At 52.1% G+C, this 15586-nt stretch carries 11 protein-coding genes; 8 read left to right on the top strand and 3 right to left on the bottom strand.

What is annotated here, in order from left to right; genetic code table 11:
• The first annotated feature begins 5 nt into the window (after positions 1 to 5).
• The 5 genes from bamB to HV229_RS06770 all read left to right on the top strand — a co-directional run bounded on the left by bamB (position 6) and on the right by HV229_RS06770 (position 6030).
• Positions 6 to 1184: an outer membrane protein assembly factor BamB gene (bamB, locus tag HV229_RS06750; RefSeq protein WP_016153997.1), complete on the top strand. Its 1179-nt coding sequence runs from the start codon at positions 6 to 8 to the stop codon at positions 1182 to 1184.
• A 118-nt stretch (positions 1185 to 1302) separates the two neighbouring features.
• Entirely contained in the window at positions 1303 to 2775 is a 1473-nt protein-coding gene (gene der, locus HV229_RS06755) for a ribosome biogenesis GTPase Der (RefSeq protein ID WP_016153996.1), read from the top strand.
• A gap of 300 nt (positions 2776 to 3075) precedes the next feature.
• Positions 3076 to 4617 carry a peptide MFS transporter gene (locus HV229_RS06760; RefSeq protein ID WP_016157127.1) on the top strand — a complete coding sequence of 514 codons (1542 nt, stop codon included), beginning with the start codon at positions 3076 to 3078 and terminating at the stop codon, positions 4615 to 4617.
• Between the two features lie 63 nt (positions 4618 to 4680).
• The gene (locus HV229_RS06765) at positions 4681 to 5763 is read left to right on the top strand and encodes a Gfo/Idh/MocA family oxidoreductase (protein WP_181547128.1); all 1083 of its coding nucleotides are present in this window, start codon (positions 4681 to 4683) and stop codon (positions 5761 to 5763) included.
• A gap of 51 nt (positions 5764 to 5814) precedes the next feature.
• A complete protein-coding gene (locus HV229_RS06770; protein WP_019077377.1) occupies positions 5815 to 6030 on the top strand; it encodes a zinc ribbon domain-containing protein in 216 nt (71 codons plus the stop codon).
• On the opposite strand, the gene xseA is transcribed toward HV229_RS06770, so the two are convergent.
• Complete coding sequence (xseA, locus tag HV229_RS06775; RefSeq protein ID WP_080860045.1) at positions 6027 to 7400, bottom strand: exodeoxyribonuclease VII large subunit; 1374 nt, start codon at positions 7398 to 7400, stop codon at positions 6027 to 6029. The two genes, HV229_RS06770 and xseA, sit on opposite strands and share 4 nt — an antisense overlap.
• Positions 7401 to 7560: 160 nt before the next feature.
• Here xseA and guaB point away from each other — a divergent pair, with 160 nt between their 5' ends.
• Both guaB and guaA read left to right on the top strand, forming a co-directional pair.
• Positions 7561 to 9027, top strand: a complete 1467-nt coding sequence (gene guaB, locus HV229_RS06780; RefSeq protein WP_019077375.1) for an IMP dehydrogenase — start codon at positions 7561 to 7563, stop codon at positions 9025 to 9027.
• A 63-nt stretch (positions 9028 to 9090) separates the two neighbouring features.
• Positions 9091 to 10668 carry a glutamine-hydrolyzing GMP synthase gene (guaA, locus tag HV229_RS06785; RefSeq protein WP_016153990.1) on the top strand — a complete coding sequence of 526 codons (1578 nt, stop codon included), beginning with the start codon at positions 9091 to 9093 and terminating at the stop codon, positions 10666 to 10668.
• A 570-nt stretch (positions 10669 to 11238) separates the two neighbouring features.
• On the opposite strand, the gene HV229_RS06790 is transcribed toward guaA, so the two are convergent.
• Positions 11239 to 11442, bottom strand: coding sequence for a YfgG family protein (locus HV229_RS06790; protein ID WP_049041558.1), 204 nt, complete (start codon positions 11440 to 11442; stop codon positions 11239 to 11241).
• A gap of 350 nt (positions 11443 to 11792) precedes the next feature.
• On the opposite strand from HV229_RS06790, the gene HV229_RS06795 reads away from it, so the two are divergent.
• On the top strand, positions 11793 to 14063 hold the full coding sequence (locus tag HV229_RS06795) for a sensor domain-containing phosphodiesterase (protein ID WP_181547130.1): 2271 nt from the start codon (positions 11793 to 11795) through the stop codon (positions 14061 to 14063).
• Here the strand turns inward: HV229_RS06795 and ppx are convergent.
• Positions 14043 to 15584: an exopolyphosphatase gene (ppx, locus tag HV229_RS06800; RefSeq protein ID WP_181547131.1), complete on the bottom strand. Its 1542-nt coding sequence runs from the start codon at positions 15582 to 15584 to the stop codon at positions 14043 to 14045. The genes HV229_RS06795 and ppx overlap by 21 nt on opposite strands.
• Positions 15585 to 15586 lie beyond the last annotated feature (2 nt).

A 15586-nucleotide genomic window follows, 5' to 3' on the forward strand; every position in this document is an offset into this window, starting at 1 on the left:
ACCCGATGCAATTGCGTAAATTACTTCTGCCAGGGCTGCTTTCCGTTACCCTATTGAGCGGCTGTTCACTGTTTAGTGGCGAAGAAGATGTCGTTAAGATGTCCCCATTACCGGTGGTTGAAAACCAGTTTACTCCGTCTACGGACTGGAGCACCTCTGTAGGTAACGGTATTGGTGATTTCTATTCCAATCTTCATCCTGCGCTGGCGGATAACGTTGTCTATGCAGCCGATCGCGCCGGCGTCGTTAAGGCGTTGAATGCGGACGACGGCAAAGAAGTCTGGTCTGTTAATCTGGGTGAGAAAGACGGCTGGTTCTCCCGCGCATCTGCACAGCTTTCTGGCGGTGTAACCGTGTCCGGTGGCCATGTTTACATTGGCAGCGAAAAAGCGCAGGTTTATGCGCTGAACACCAGCGATGGTACCACCGCATGGCAGACGAAAGTTGCCGGTGAAGCGCTGTCTCGTCCTGTTGTGAGCGATGGCGTGGTATTAATCCACACCAGTAACGGTCAGTTGCAGGCCTTGAACGAAGCAGACGGCGCCATCAAATGGACCGTTAACCTCGACATGCCTTCTCTGTCTCTGCGCGGCGAATCTGCCCCAGCGACCGCCTTTGGCGCAGCTATCGTTGGCGGTGATAACGGCCGCGTAAGCGCCGTGCTGATGCAGCAGGGCCAGATGATTTGGCAGCAGCGTATTTCTCAGGCGACAGGTCCAACGGAAATCGATCGTCTGAGCGACGTTGATACCACGCCGGTTATCGTCAATGGCGTTGTCTACGCGCTGGCTTATAATGGTAACCTGACGGCGCTGGATCTGCGCAGCGGCCAGATCATGTGGAAACGTGAACTGGGCTCAGTGAATGATTTCATCGTCGACGGTAACCGTATCTACCTGGTAGACCAGAACGATCGTGTACTGGCGCTGACCACCGACGGCGGTGTGACGCTGTGGACGCAAAGCGATCTGCTGCACCGTCTGCTGACGTCCCCGGTATTGTATAACGGCAATCTGGTCGTGGGTGATAGCGAAGGCTACCTGCACTGGATTAACGTTGACGATGGCCGCTTTGTCGCCCAGCAGAAAGTTGACAGCTCTGGTTTCCTGACCGAGCCGGTCTCTGCTGATGGTAAACTGCTGATCCAGGCGAAAGACGGTACGCTGTACTCTATTACGCGTTAATCGTCCCGGCCGCTCGCTTTGAAAAACGGCTCCTGGTGCAGGGGCCGTTTTACTGTTTTTAACAACGGCGCAAAAAATGTGCCCGTTGTCTGATGATTTATTAAATGAGGCTTTAAACATGGTACCTGTGGTCGCGCTTGTCGGGCGCCCTAACGTTGGCAAATCCACGTTATTTAACCGTCTAACTCGCACCCGAGATGCGCTGGTTGCGGATTTCCCGGGTCTGACTCGTGACCGTAAGTACGGTCGTGCGGAAATTGAAGGCCGCGAGTTTATCTGTATTGATACCGGCGGTATTGATGGCACCGAAGACGGTGTAGAAACCCGCATGGCGGAACAGTCGCTGTTGGCGATCGAAGAAGCGGACGTTGTGCTGTTCATGGTAGATGCGCGTGCTGGCCTGATGCCTGCGGATGAAGCCATTGCGAAACATCTGCGTTCGCGCCAGAAACCGACGTTCCTGGTAGCCAACAAAACTGACGGACTCGATCCTGATCAGGCGGTCGTCGATTTCTACTCGCTGGGTCTGGGTGAAATTTATCCGATCGCGGCATCCCATGGTCGTGGCGTTCTCAGCCTGCTGGAGCATGTTCTGCTGCCGTGGATGGATGACGTTGCTCCTCAGGAAGAAGTGGATGAAGATGCAGAATATTGGGCGCAACTGGAAGCCGAAGAGAACGGCGAAGAAGAGCCTGAAGACGACTTCAATCCGCAGGACCTGCCGATCAAACTGGCGATTGTTGGTCGCCCGAACGTAGGTAAGTCCACGCTTACTAACCGTATTCTCGGCGAAGACCGCGTAGTGGTTTACGACATGCCGGGGACCACGCGTGACAGTATTTATATCCCGATGCAACGCGATGAGCGCGAATATGTGCTCATCGATACCGCGGGCGTGCGTAAGCGCGGCAAAATTACCGAAGCAGTAGAAAAATTCTCAGTTATCAAAACGCTGCAGGCGATTGAAGATGCCAACGTGGTGATGCTGGTGATTGACGCGCGCGAAGGTATTTCCGATCAGGACCTGTCGCTGCTGGGCTTTATCCTCAATAGTGGGCGTTCACTTGTTATTGTGGTCAACAAGTGGGATGGCCTGACGCAGGAAGTGAAAGAGCAGGTCAAAGAGACTTTGGACTTCCGTCTGGGCTTTATTGATTTTGCGCGTGTACACTTCATCTCTGCGCTGCACGGCAGCGGCGTGGGTAATCTGTTTGAATCGGTCCGCGAAGCGTATGACAGCTCCACCCGTCGCGTTAGCACCGCGATGCTGACGCGCATTATGACTATGGCGGCAGAAGATCATCAGCCGCCGCTGGTGCGTGGTCGTCGTGTGAAGCTGAAATATGCCCACGCCGGTGGTTATAACCCACCAATCGTGGTGATTCACGGCAACCAGGTCAAAGACCTGCCGGATTCCTACAAGCGCTATCTGATGAACTATTTCCGTAAGTCTTTGGATGTAATGGGGACGCCGATCCGCATTCAGTTCAAAGAAGGGGAAAACCCGTTTGCGAACAAACGCAATACGCTGACGCCGACGCAGATGCGTAAACGTAAGCGTTTGATAAAACACATCAAAAAAAGCAAGTAACCGTTGCTGATGCTGATAAAAACCCGTGCTTGTCGCGGGTTTTTTTTCGAAGTTTCATCGCCAGCCTCAGCCCGTGCGATGTCAATCACTATTCATTTTTTACCAAGTTTAAATCTAAGAAAGTAGACATTTGTCGAGTTTTCGTCTTAAAGTCCGGGGGCTGGTACTAGACAAAACTAGCCTTAGGTTATCAAATGGTTAAATAAATTTTCGCCGCATGTAAAAAATCGGTCAGATACGTAACTGGCTGGCGTACATCGCGGTGTTTACACACACGACGACATAACTTTCGGGAGAATTATGCAATCCTCTGTTAATCAAAAAGAAAGCCGAACTTTCTTCGGCCATCCTTATCCGCTCGGCTCGCTGTTCTTCACAGAGATGTGGGAGCGCTTCTCGTTTTATGGTATTCGCCCGTTACTGATCCTGTTTATGGCTGCTACCGTTTATGACGGCGGCATGGGGCTGGCACGTGAAAATGCCTCGGCGATTGTGGGTATCTTTGCCGGTACGATGTACCTCGCTGCGCTGCCGGGTGGCTGGCTGGCGGATAATTGGCTCGGCCAACAGAAAGCGGTGTGGTACGGTTCCATCCTGATTGCCCTCGGCCATCTGTCAATTGCGCTCTCCGCCATTATGGGGAACAACCTGTTCTTTATTGGTCTGATGTTTATCGTGCTCGGCTCCGGTCTGTTTAAGACCTGTATTTCGGTCATGGTTGGCACGCTGTACAAAAAAGGCGATGCGCGTCGCGACGGCGGTTTCTCGCTGTTCTACATGGGCATCAACATGGGGTCGTTTATCGCGCCGCTGATTTCCGGCTGGCTGATTAAAACCCACGGCTGGCACTGGGGCTTTGGCATCGGTGGTATCGGGATGTTGGTGGCGTTGATCATTTTCCGTGTATTTGCCGTTCCATCAATGAAACGCTACGACAGCGAAGTGGGGCTCGATTCCACCTGGAATAGCCCGGTAGTGAAACGTAACGGCGTGGGCGCGTGGCTGTTGGCGCTGGCCGTCGGTGCGGCGGTTATTGTTACGCTGATAGCGCAGGGCGTGATTGTAATTAATCCGGTCGCGGTTGCCAGCATGCTGGTGTACGTGATTGCAGCCTCCGTTGCGCTCTACTTTATCTACCTGTTCATCTTTGCCGGTCTGAACCGTAAAGAGCGCGCCAGACTGCTGGTCTGCTTTATCCTGCTGGTTTCCGCCGCGTTCTTCTGGTCCGCGTTTGAGCAGAAGCCAACCTCGTTCAACCTGTTCGCCAACGACTACACTAACCGTATGATCGGTGATTTTGAAATCCCGGCGGTCTGGTTCCAGTCGATAAACGCGCTGTTTATTATCCTGCTGGCACCGGTATTTAGCTGGGCATGGCCGAAGCTGGCAAGCATGAACATTCGCCCGAGTAGCATCACCAAGTTTGTTATCGGTATCCTCTTTGCGGCGGCAGGCTTCGGTCTGATGATGCTGGCGGCGCAAAACGTTCTCAGTAACGGCGGGGCAGGCGTTTCTCCATTCTGGCTGGTGGGCAGTATCCTGATGCTGACGCTTGGCGAGCTGTGCCTGAGTCCGATCGGTCTGGCGACAATGACGCTGCTGGCGCCGGAAAGAATGCGCGGGCAGATGATGGGCCTGTGGTTCTGCGCCAGTGCGCTGGGCAACCTGGCCGCAGGTTTGATTGGCGGTCATGTGAAGGCTGACCAACTGGATATGCTGCCGGATCTCTTCGCACGCTGCTCGATTGCGCTGCTGATCTGTGCTGCGGTACTGATCATCCTCATTGTTCCGATTCGTCGCATGCTGGAAAATACGCAAACTAAACCGGCAACTAGCGCCTGATAACACCTCGATTGTGCCGGGGCAGACGTTATGTCCCGGCTATTCAATTAACGAGGTAAGAGCATGCTGTTAGGATTTGTTGGGCTTGGTGCAGTCGTTGAAACGGCATACTTGCCCGCATTACGTAATATGTTCGGTGATGCACTACGCTGTGTGGGATTTGATGTTCAACCCGCAAAGCAGCCCGCAGACGTGACGCGCTGTGCGTCGCTCGCTGAACTTCTTGCAATGCCGCTTGATACCCTTTTTATTACCACCGCATCCCTGTATCACCTCGATGTGCTTGAACAGGCGCTGACGGCTCCCATCGCTCGTATCGTGGTCGAAAAGCCTATTGTCGCCACGCTTTCCCAAATTGAAAAACTGAAAACGCTGCTGGCTCAACCGGATGCTGCCAACCGCGTGCTGGCACTCGACCATTGGATGGCACGCAATGGCGCAATGCAGCTGGCGTTGGGCAAACTCGGAGCGCAGTGGCAGGGCGATAATCCGCAACAGGCACTTGTCTCTCATTTTTCACACATTGTTAAAATCGACGGTTTTTTGCAGGAACCGAGCGGGTTTAACGCTGTTGGAGAACCCATTGCGCTTAACTTTGCCACCGGTGAGCCGGATACCCGTGAGCTTCGTCATCCGGACGGTGTGATTCTGGACATTGGCACACATGTACTGGCAATGCTGCGTGAAACAGTGCGTTACCTGGGCGGTAATGACAGTATGACCTTGCAGGTGAAGAGCGCTAAAGACCGTCTGGGACGAAATATTGTAGAGGGCGACCTGACCACAGCAGAAGGAGAGGCGCATCTGCAGGGACAGATTAGCGGCATTCCGCTGGACATTTGGCTGAATAAATACGCGGGGCCGGCTGGCGGACAAAAAGGCCTGCGCCTTTGTCTGCGCGATGGTCGTGTCATTAGCCATGATCGCCGTGGTGTCGAGGATGTGCTCGAATTGATTGACGGTGATGTTGTACAACGCTGGAGTCTGCCTGGTAGCGTATATGCCCATTGTCTTGCGGAGCATATTCTGGGCGCGCAAAGTCTGTTTGAACGCAGCCCACAGGAAGTGAGCCGCACGACGCAGCGCAGGCTGGAGGAAGTGGAGTGCCTGTTAACGTTACAGCAGCAGTTACGCGGGCGGCATTAAACGCATCGTGTTAAACTCAGCGCAGTAATGGATCCCTGTACTGGAGTCGCTATGTCTATTATTTGCCCGGATTGTAATGCAGAGCTGGAGCCGCAAAACGGTATGGCGCACTGTGATAACTGTAATAAAGATATTCAGTTAGAAGCGCACTGCCCGGAGTGCAATCAGCCACTGCAGGTGCTTAAAGCCTGTGGCGCGGTGGATTATTTCTGCCAGAACGGTCATGGCCTTATCTCGAAGAAACGCGTGGCGTTTGTGCCGCTTTAATCCTGTTTTTTCCTGCGTGTTTTCTTTGTCTTCGTGACAGCTCTCACTTCGCTTTCCACCCATCCGTCAGACAGGCGGGTGGTGAGCACATCACCTGCTGTAACCTGTTTAGTCTGTTTCAGCACTTCACCCTCTTTTGCGGTCGTCACGCTATAACCGCGGGCCAGCGTGGCCAGTGGGCTGACTGCCTCAAGATGGGTAACCGCGTTGCCAAAACGCTCGCGCTGTTCGCTTAAACGCGCACGGATATTTTCCGCCAGGCGGTATTCCAGTTGCTGAATGCGTGTTTGCGCACGGTAAATACGCGGCTGCGGGTTTTGCTGATTCAGACGCTGCAGCATGCGCTGCTGACGCTGATTTGCCTGTTTAATCTTATTCTCAAGTGCGAAGTTCATTCTCTGACGCAGTCGTTCCAGCACGGTCTGTTGACGGGCCAGACGCAGTTGCGGATGCTGCTGTTGCAAGCGGTGATGAAGCTGGGTAAATCGACGAGTACGATTGGCGAGGTAGTAGTCCATCGCCATCTCCAGACGCTGCTGACCATGCTGTATTTGACGCAGCAGTTCAAGCTGATTACGGCTGACAATTTCTGCCGCCGCCGACGGCGTAGGTGCCCGTAAATCTGCAATAAAATCGGCAATAGTGACATCGGTTTCATGGCCGACGGCGCTGACGACTGGAATGCGGCTGGCAAAGATCGCCCGTGCAACACGTTCGTCGTTAAAGCTCCACAAATCTTCCAGCGAGCCGCCGCCGCGCCCGACGATCAGCACATCGCACTCGCCCCGCGCGTTCGCCAGTTCAATGGCCCGAACGATCTGCCCTGGCGCATCATCACCCTGGACTGCGGTCGGGTAGATAATAACGGGCAGGGAAGGGTCGCGACGCTTCAGGACGTGGAGGATATCGTGCAGCGCGGCGCCGGTTTTAGAGGTGATTACCCCGACGCAGTGGGCCGGTGAAGGCAGCGTTTTTTTGAACTGCTGATCGAATAGCCCTTCAGCCTGCAGTTTGGCCTTGAGTTGCTCATATTTTTGCTGCAGCAATCCTTCGCCCGCTGGCTGCATGCTTTCAACAATTATCTGATAGTCGCCGCGCGGCTCGTACAATGTAATGTTGGCGCGTACCAGTACCTGCTGACCGTGCTGTGGTCGGAACGTTACACGGCGATTGCTGTTGCGAAACATCGCGCAGCGTACCTGAGCGGTGTCATCTTTGAGCGTGAAATACCAGTGACCGGAGGACGGCTGAGTGAAATTCGAAATTTCACCGCTGATCCACACTTGTCCCATTTCCTGCTCAAGCAGCAAACGAACCGTCTGATTCAGGCGGCTTACGGTAAAAATTGAGGTGGTCTGAGAGGATAACATGTGAGCGGGATCAAATTCTAAATCAGCAAGTTATTCAGTCGAAAGTAACATGCTCACAGAGGAGCGCAAGGTTTTTTTGCAAAAAAGTGTGGATGCAATCGGTTACGCTCTGTATAATGCCGCGGCAATATTTAATAACCTCCCAGGTGAGATATTGCCCATGCTACGTATCGCAAAAGAAGCCCTGACGTTTGACGACGTCCTCCTCGTTCCCGCTCATTCTACCGTTCTGCCGAATACTGCTGATCTCAGCACCCAGTTGACGAAAACCATTCGCCTGAACATTCCTATGCTCTCCGCAGCAATGGACACCGTGACGGAAGCGCGCCTGGCAATTGCCCTGGCTCAGGAAGGCGGCATCGGTTTTATCCACAAAAACATGTCTATTGAGCGCCAGGCGGAAGAAGTTCGTCGCGTGAAGAAACACGAATCTGGCGTCGTGACCGACCCACAAACCGTACTGCCAACCACCACTCTGCGCGAAGTAAAAGAACTGACCGAGCGTAACGGTTTCGCAGGCTACCCGGTAGTGACTGAAGATAACGAACTGGTCGGCATCATCACCGGTCGTGACGTACGGTTTGTGACTGATCTGAATCAGCCGGTTAGCGTCTACATGACGCCGAAAGAGCGTCTGGTGACCGTTCGTGAAGGCGAAGCACGCGATGTTGTCTTTGCCAAAATGCACGAAAAACGCGTCGAGAAAGCGCTGGTTGTTGACGACAGCTTCCATCTGCTCGGCATGATCACCGTTAAAGATTTCCAGAAAGCGGAACGTAAACCTAACGCCTGTAAAGACGAGCATGGTCGTCTGCGCGTTGGGGCTGCTGTAGGCGCAGGTGCGGGTAACGAAGAGCGTGTTGACGCGCTGGTTGCCGCTGGCGTGGATGTTCTGCTGATTGACTCCTCTCACGGACACTCAGAAGGCGTACTGCAGCGTATCCGTGAAACTCGTGCTAAATACCCGGATCTGCAGATCATCGGGGGGAACGTTGCGACTGGTGCAGGCGCTCGCGCGCTGGCGGAAGCCGGCTGCAGCGCTGTTAAAGTCGGTATCGGCCCAGGCTCCATCTGTACTACCCGTATCGTTACCGGCGTAGGTGTACCGCAGATCACCGCCGTTTCTGACGCCGTTGAAGCGCTGGAAGGCACTGGTATTCCGGTTATTGCCGATGGCGGTATTCGTTTTTCCGGCGACATCGCAAAAGCGATCGCTGCGGGTGCTTCTGCAGTGATGGTTGGCTCTATGCTGGCGGGGACTGAAGAATCTCCGGGCGAAATCGAACTGTATCAGGGCCGTTCTTACAAATCATACCGTGGTATGGGCTCTTTGGGCGCGATGTCCAAAGGTTCTTCCGACCGTTATTTCCAAAGCGATAACGCCGCTGACAAACTGGTCCCGGAAGGTATCGAAGGTCGCGTTGCGTATAAAGGTCGCCTGAAAGAGATCATTCACCAGCAGATGGGTGGCCTGCGCTCCTGTATGGGTCTGACCGGCTGTGGTACTATCGACGCGCTGCGAACAAAAGCAGAGTTTGTACGTATCAGCGGTGCGGGTATTCAGGAAAGTCACGTTCACGATGTGACCATCACCAAAGAGTCCCCTAACTACCGCATGGGCTCCTGATAAGTTTCCGCGCCCGGCTATATGCCGGGCGAATTTGTTTCACTTGCCTCGGAATTAGCGTCAATGACAGACAATATTCATAAACATCGCATTCTCATCCTTGATTTCGGATCTCAGTACACTCAGCTGGTTGCTCGTCGCGTACGTGAACTGGGCGTCTATTGTGAACTGTGGGCGTGGGATGTTACGGAAGCACAAATTCGCGAATTCAACCCAAGCGGTATCATTCTTTCCGGTGGTCCGGAAAGCACCACTGAAGAAAACAGCCCGCGTGCGCCGGAATACGTTTTCACTGCGGGCGTGCCTGTGTTCGGCGTGTGCTACGGCATGCAGACTATGGCAATGCAGCTCGGTGGTCATGTTGAAGGTTCTAACGAACGTGAATTCGGCTATGCGCAGGTTGAAGTTCAGACCGACAGCGCGCTGATCCGCGGTATTGAAGACTCTCTGACCGCAGACGGCAAACCACTGCTGGACGTGTGGATGAGCCACGGCGACAAAGTGACCGCTATTCCGGAAGGTTTCGTGACCGTTGCCAGCACCGACAACTGCCCGTTTGCCATCATGGCGCACGAGGAAAAACGTTTCTACGGTGTGCAGTTCCATCCGGAAGTTACCCACACCCGTCAGGGGATGCGCATGCTGGAGCGTTTTGTGCGCGACATCTGCCAGTGTGAAGCGCTGTGGACCCCGGCAAAAATTATCGATGACGCCGTTGCCCGCATTCGTGAGCAGGTTGGCACTGATAAAGTGATCCTCGGCCTCTCCGGCGGCGTTGACTCCTCCGTCACCGCGATGCTGCTGCACCGTGCAATTGGCAAAAACCTGACCTGTGTGTTCGTCGACAACGGTCTGCTGCGTCTCAACGAAGCTCAGCAGGTGATGGATATGTTCGGCGACCATTTCGGCCTGAACATCATTCATGTTGAAGGTGAAAAGCGTTTCCTGGACGCGCTGAAAGGCGAGAACGATCCGGAAGCTAAACGTAAAATCATCGGCCGCGTGTTCGTGGAAGTCTTCGACGAAGAAGCGCTGAAGCTGGAAGACGTTAAGTGGCTGGCGCAGGGAACCATCTATCCGGACGTGATCGAATCCGCGGCTTCTGCCACTGGTAAAGCGCACGTCATCAAATCTCACCACAACGTGGGCGGTTTGCCGAAAGAGATGAAGATGGGTCTGGTTGAACCGCTGCGTGAGCTGTTCAAAGACGAAGTGCGTAAGATTGGTCTGGAACTGGGTCTGCCGTACGACATGCTGTACCGTCACCCATTCCCGGGGCCGGGTCTGGGCGTACGCGTGCTGGGCGAAGTGAAGAAAGAGTACTGCGACCTGCTGCGCCGTGCGGATGCTATCTTCATTGAGGAACTGCACAACGCTGACCTGTACAACAAAGTGAGCCAGGCGTTCACCGTGTTCCTGCCAGTACGTTCCGTTGGCGTCATGGGCGATGGCCGTAAGTACGACTGGGTTGTTTCCCTGCGTGCTGTTGAAACCATCGACTTTATGACCGCGCACTGGGCGCACCTGCCGTATGACTTCTTAGGCCGCGTCTCTAACCGCATTATCAACGAAGTTAACGGTATTTCCCGCGTGGTGTATGACATCAGCGGTAAGCCGCCAGCTACGATTGAGTGGGAATAATATTCCTCCCGTTTAGCGGTTTCTGAACCGGTAGTATGTAAAAGCCCTCTGTTTATAGAGGGCTTTTTATTGCGCGAATTTTATCGATGCGACAGTCCTGCTCGATAGTAGGGTTAATCACACACTTAACGTCTGCGATCCATTCAACACCGCTTCTTATTTACGGAAATAATGAAAAGTACTCATGGTATTACCCTGTGGAATTTAATAATGGTAAGAATTCAGATAAGCATTTAATTTCATGCTAAATATGAATGTTTTGGTCAGTGATATTTTCTAGCGATATTAATTAGCGTCTATTTGAGCGCAGTGTATCTTTTTTATATCCAGTACACTGGAACGTAAAAAAATCAGCGCGAATGGCGCGGTGAAGTGGGATTAAAAGATGGTGTATTTGTGCGAAAAACACGGTTGATTATCCGATATATCAGCACGTGTGGGCGGGCAAGACTACGTGAAGTTTCATCACTCAAATCCCTTACCGGATGGTTAAATGTCAGGCGATTAGCCATCCGGTAAGGAATCTTAATGCTGTAGTATCATCGGCTCGGCTCGGCTCGGCGCGAGCGATCAGCGTACGTCAGTTTGTGCAGGAGATGCCTGTTGCGGCAGGGTGATCTGCTGAGTTTCTTTTTTGTTCTGGTGGTGGTGCCACGCACCTATGGCGGAGTAGACGAAGCGTCCGAAGAAGAAAAGAAAGCTGATAAGCAGTACGATCCGGATCATGCGACTGTTAAATCGGTGTCGTTTGCGTAGGCTGGTAACCTGGCTCACAAAAGGTTCCTTGTAGTGTACCCAACTGAGGGCGATAGTCACATTAAGGCATACTGTGAGGGAATGGTCAATTTTTCGTTATGTAAAATTGCTTCAGTTGTTTTATCTATTTATGTTATGGGAATTAATATTATTATTTGCATTAATAATGAGATAACGATAAAAAACCATGAAAAGAGTAATAATTGATTAATGAGGGACTTATTTATTGATGTGTATCAAGCATCACCCTTTGCTGACAACTAAAATTGATGAGTCATTTTAATGTATTTAACTTTATCGTTTTAACGTCAGGTGGGATGCCTGTCCGAATACCCCCTGCAGGATGTGCGGGATTCTACTGAGCATCTATGAAACTCAATAAAAATTATATTGGTATTAGAGATAGATGGTGGGCGTTACCTCTCATCTTGCCTTCCTTGCTGTTGCCTATATTGAGCACTGCTAACACCTATGCCCATATTAGTACCGGGAACGTAATTCTTTTCTACCTGCCTTTAGCGCTGATGATTAGCCTGATGTTGTTTTTTGGCTGGGCGGCATTACCAGGAATTATCATTTCCATCATCTGGTACAAATATCCGCAGGTTGGGTTATTTGAAATGCTCTCAATAATTTCGCACTTTATAGTTACGATAGTGCTTAGTTGGGGAGGGTATAAAGTTTTTGCTCCCCGGCGGAATAACGTTTCTTACGGTGACTCCCACCTGATGTTTCAGCACATGTTTTGGCAGGTTTTCTGCCCGGCAACGCTGTTTCTGCTATTCTTCCATTTCGCCGCGTTTGTGGGCGTCTATGAGAGCAAATCCGGCATGGTGGGCGTTATGCCCCTTAATACCGGCACGTTGATCAACTATCAGGCCATGCTGGCCGGGAATCTGGTTGGGGTTCCACTGTGCTACTTTATAATTCGCACGATTCGTAATCCTTTGTATATCAGAGGCTATTTATCTCAATTAAAGCAGCAGTTTGATACCAAAGTTACCAAAACAGAGTTTGCGGTCTGGTTGATTATATTGACCATACTAATGACATTGTTGTGTATGCCGCTAGATGAGAAAAGCTCGATATTTAGCACGAATTATACCTTGTCACTGATGCTGCCCGTCATGCTATGGGGAGCTATGCGTTACGGTTATAAATTTATTTCGTTAATATGGATGCTCGTACTCATTACAGCAATTCATTATTATCAACGCTATATGCCTTGGTATTCGGGTTACGATGTGCAACTTGCCATTACCTCATCGAGTTACCTGGTTTTCTCCTTCATCGTGAATTTTATTGCCGTACTGGCAACGCGCCAGAGAATTGTCGCCAGACATTCTCATCGTCTGGCCTTCTTTGACCCCATGGTGCATATTCCGAATTTGCGCGCTTTGAACCGGGATTTGAGAAAAGCGCCATGGTCAGTGCTTTGCTTTTTGAGTGTTCCGGGTATGGAACTGCTGGTGAAAAATTACGGCATTATGCTGCGTATCCAGTACAAGCAAAAACTTGCCCAGTGGGTAAAGCCATTGCTGAAACAAGATGAGCATGTCTATCAGTTATCGGGTAATGATTTAGTTCTGCGTTTTAACACCGAGTCGCATCAGGAGCGTATTGAAGCGCTGGACAGGCATATCAAGCAGTTTCGTTTTATCTGGGATGGCATGCCTTTACAGCCGCAGGTGGGGATTAGTTTTTGCTATGTCCGTTCTCCTGTTAATCACATCTACTTGTTACTGGGGGAGTTAAGCACCATCGCCGAGCTTTCTCTGGCGACCAATGCGCCAGAGAATTTGCAGCGCCGAGGCGTGATGCACCTGCAACGTGACCTGAAAGATAAGGTTGCGATGATGAATCGTCTGCAACTGGCGCTGGAGCACAATCGCTTTTTCCTGATGGCGCAGCCGATTTCAGGCGTGCGCGGCGATGTTTATCACGAAATTCTGCTGCGGCTAGAGGGGGATGATGGTGAAACCATCGGTCCTGACAGCTTCTTACCGGTAGCGCATGAGTTTGGATTGTCATCCAGCATCGATCTGTGGGTGATTGAAAATACGCTGAAGTTTATGGCGCAGAATCGGGAAAAAATGCCCGCTCGTCGGTTTGCTATTAACTTATCTCCCACGTCGGTATGCCGTGCCCGGCTTCCGCATGACATCAACCAGCTACTGATTAAGTACAAAGTTGAACCGTGGCAGCTGATTTTTGAAGTAACGGAAAGCAATGCCTTAACCAATGCGGAACAGGCGCAGGCAACGTTACTGCAGCTGCAATCATTGGGCTGTCAGATTGCGATTGATGATTTTGGTACCGGATATGCCAGCTATGCGCGGCTGAAGAATGTGAATGCCGATATCCTGAAAATTGATGGCAGCTTTATTCGCAACATCGTTTCGAATAGCCTCGACTATCAAATCGTGGCCTCTATTTGCCATCTGGCGCGGATGAAAAGAATGCTGGTGGTCGCGGAGTACGTCGAAAGCGAAGAAATACGCAGTGCGGTAATTTCGCTGGGGATTGATTACATGCAGGGGTATCTGATTGGTAAACCGCAGCCGTTGCATGAAATGCTGGAAGAACAGGTGCCAGAAGAACTGGCACCTGCTGAGAGCTTATGCGGCGATATCGGGTGAACTCTCTTCTTCAATTTTGAGACACCAGCCGGTAACGGCTTCCCAGTATTGCTGCTCTTTTTCCAGATCGAGCAGCACCAGCGCATTCTGGCTAAACCAGTCATGCGGAAAGCGTAAGGTCCAGTGGTTGTCGTCGGTAATTAGGGTCAGCGTCGGTGGCGTGGTGGTCGCCTGTCGCTGATTATTCAGCAGCACGCCCAGGCGCAACAGCTGAATTAACGGCAGAAACTGTTTTTTCTTGAACAGCGTAAAGCGGGGCAAATCATCCAGTTTCACCGCTTTGCGATGATATCGAACCAGGGTTGCCATCATCAGCTGTTGTTCCTGATTGAAACCCGGTAAATCGCTGTTTTGGAGGATATACGCCGAGTGGCGATGTAAACCGCTGTGGTTGATGTTCAGCCCAACCTCATGCAGCATCGCCGCCCAGCGCAGCAACGCTTCCAGTTGTGGATTGGCCAGCTTTGGCTGCTGCGTATGCCACTGGTCGTACATTTGCATCGTCGTTTCCAGTACGCGCCGGGCCTGTTCGCTGTCGATGTTGTACTGGTTCGCCAGGCTGCTCGCGGTACGGCTGCGAACGTCCTGGTGGCGAAAACGACCTTCCATCTCATACAGCACGCCTTCGCGTAGTGCGCCATCAGAAAGGCGGAGTTCGCGGATAGCCAGTGCGTCAAAAACGCCGCACAGAATCGCGAGTCCCGGCACAAACACCGCTTTTCGCTCTTCAGACAGCCCCGGCAGGCTGAGCGCATCGAATGACGCATGCTTCAGCACTTCGGTTCGCAGTTTGTCCAGGCGTTCGGGGGTGATAAAACCATCTTTCTCACCCATCTCCAGCAGCACTTCGTGTGCCGCTTTAATCGTGCCCGATGCGCCCAGCGCAACGTTCCAGCCCTGAATACGAAACTGCCAGGTTAAGGTTTCAAGCTTTTGCGCTGCCGCCATGCGCGCACGCTGGAAGTTTTCCCGACTAATAGCGCCGCCCGGGAAATACATCTGAGCAAAACTGACGCAGCCCATACGACGGCTTTCCACCAGTTTGGGCTCGAAATCTTCGCCGATCACCAGTTCTGTTGAACCACCGCCGATATCAATAACCAGCTTACGACCCTTTTCCGGCTGGGTGTGCTCCACGCCCATAAAAATCAGTCGGGCTTCTTCATTACCGGAAATAATCTCAATCGGGTAGGGGATAACTTTTTCTGCTCGCTTGAGAAACTCGGTCGCATTTAGCGCCTGACGCAAAGTATGGGTTCCCACGATGCATACGCTTGATGGGGGAAAGCCCTGCAGACGTTCGGCGAACAGCGACAGGCAGCTTAATCCGCGCTCCATTGCCTCTTCGCTCAGCTTGTTATCTTCGCCGAGGCCATCCGCCAGATGAACGCGCTGTTTCAGTCGCCCGATAATCTGCATTGCGCCATCAACCACGCGAGCAATGACCATATGGAAACTGTTTGAACCAAGGTCGACCGCAGCAAATTCCTGCGGTCGTGGAGTCTTGTCGTGTATTGGCATAG

Origin of the sequence: Citrobacter sp. RHBSTW-00524, from assembly GCF_013747755.1 — a bacterium.
GTDB lineage: Bacteria > Pseudomonadota > Gammaproteobacteria > Enterobacterales > Enterobacteriaceae > Citrobacter > Citrobacter braakii.

Excerpts from the sequence above, each read along its gene's own strand:
- bamB (WP_016153997.1), top strand. The coding sequence starts at position 6 with ATGCAATTGCGTAAATTACTTCTGCCAGGGCTGCTTTCCGTTACCCTA.
- xseA (WP_080860045.1), bottom strand. The coding sequence starts at position 7,400 with ATGTTATCCTCTCAGACCACCTCAATTTTTACCGTAAGCCGCCTGAAT.
- HV229_RS06770 (WP_019077377.1), top strand. The coding sequence starts at position 5,815 with ATGTCTATTATTTGCCCGGATTGTAATGCAGAGCTGGAGCCGCAAAAC.
- guaB (WP_019077375.1), top strand. The coding sequence starts at position 7,561 with ATGCTACGTATCGCAAAAGAAGCCCTGACGTTTGACGACGTCCTCCTC.
- guaA (WP_016153990.1), top strand. The coding sequence starts at position 9,091 with ATGACAGACAATATTCATAAACATCGCATTCTCATCCTTGATTTCGGA.
- der (WP_016153996.1), top strand. The coding sequence starts at position 1,303 with ATGGTACCTGTGGTCGCGCTTGTCGGGCGCCCTAACGTTGGCAAATCC.
- ppx (WP_181547131.1), bottom strand. The coding sequence starts at position 15,584 with ATGCCAATACACGACAAGACTCCACGACCGCAGGAATTTGCTGCGGTC.
- HV229_RS06795 (WP_181547130.1), top strand. The coding sequence starts at position 11,793 with ATGAAACTCAATAAAAATTATATTGGTATTAGAGATAGATGGTGGGCG.
- HV229_RS06765 (WP_181547128.1), top strand. The coding sequence starts at position 4,681 with ATGCTGTTAGGATTTGTTGGGCTTGGTGCAGTCGTTGAAACGGCATAC.
- HV229_RS06760 (WP_016157127.1), top strand. The coding sequence starts at position 3,076 with ATGCAATCCTCTGTTAATCAAAAAGAAAGCCGAACTTTCTTCGGCCAT.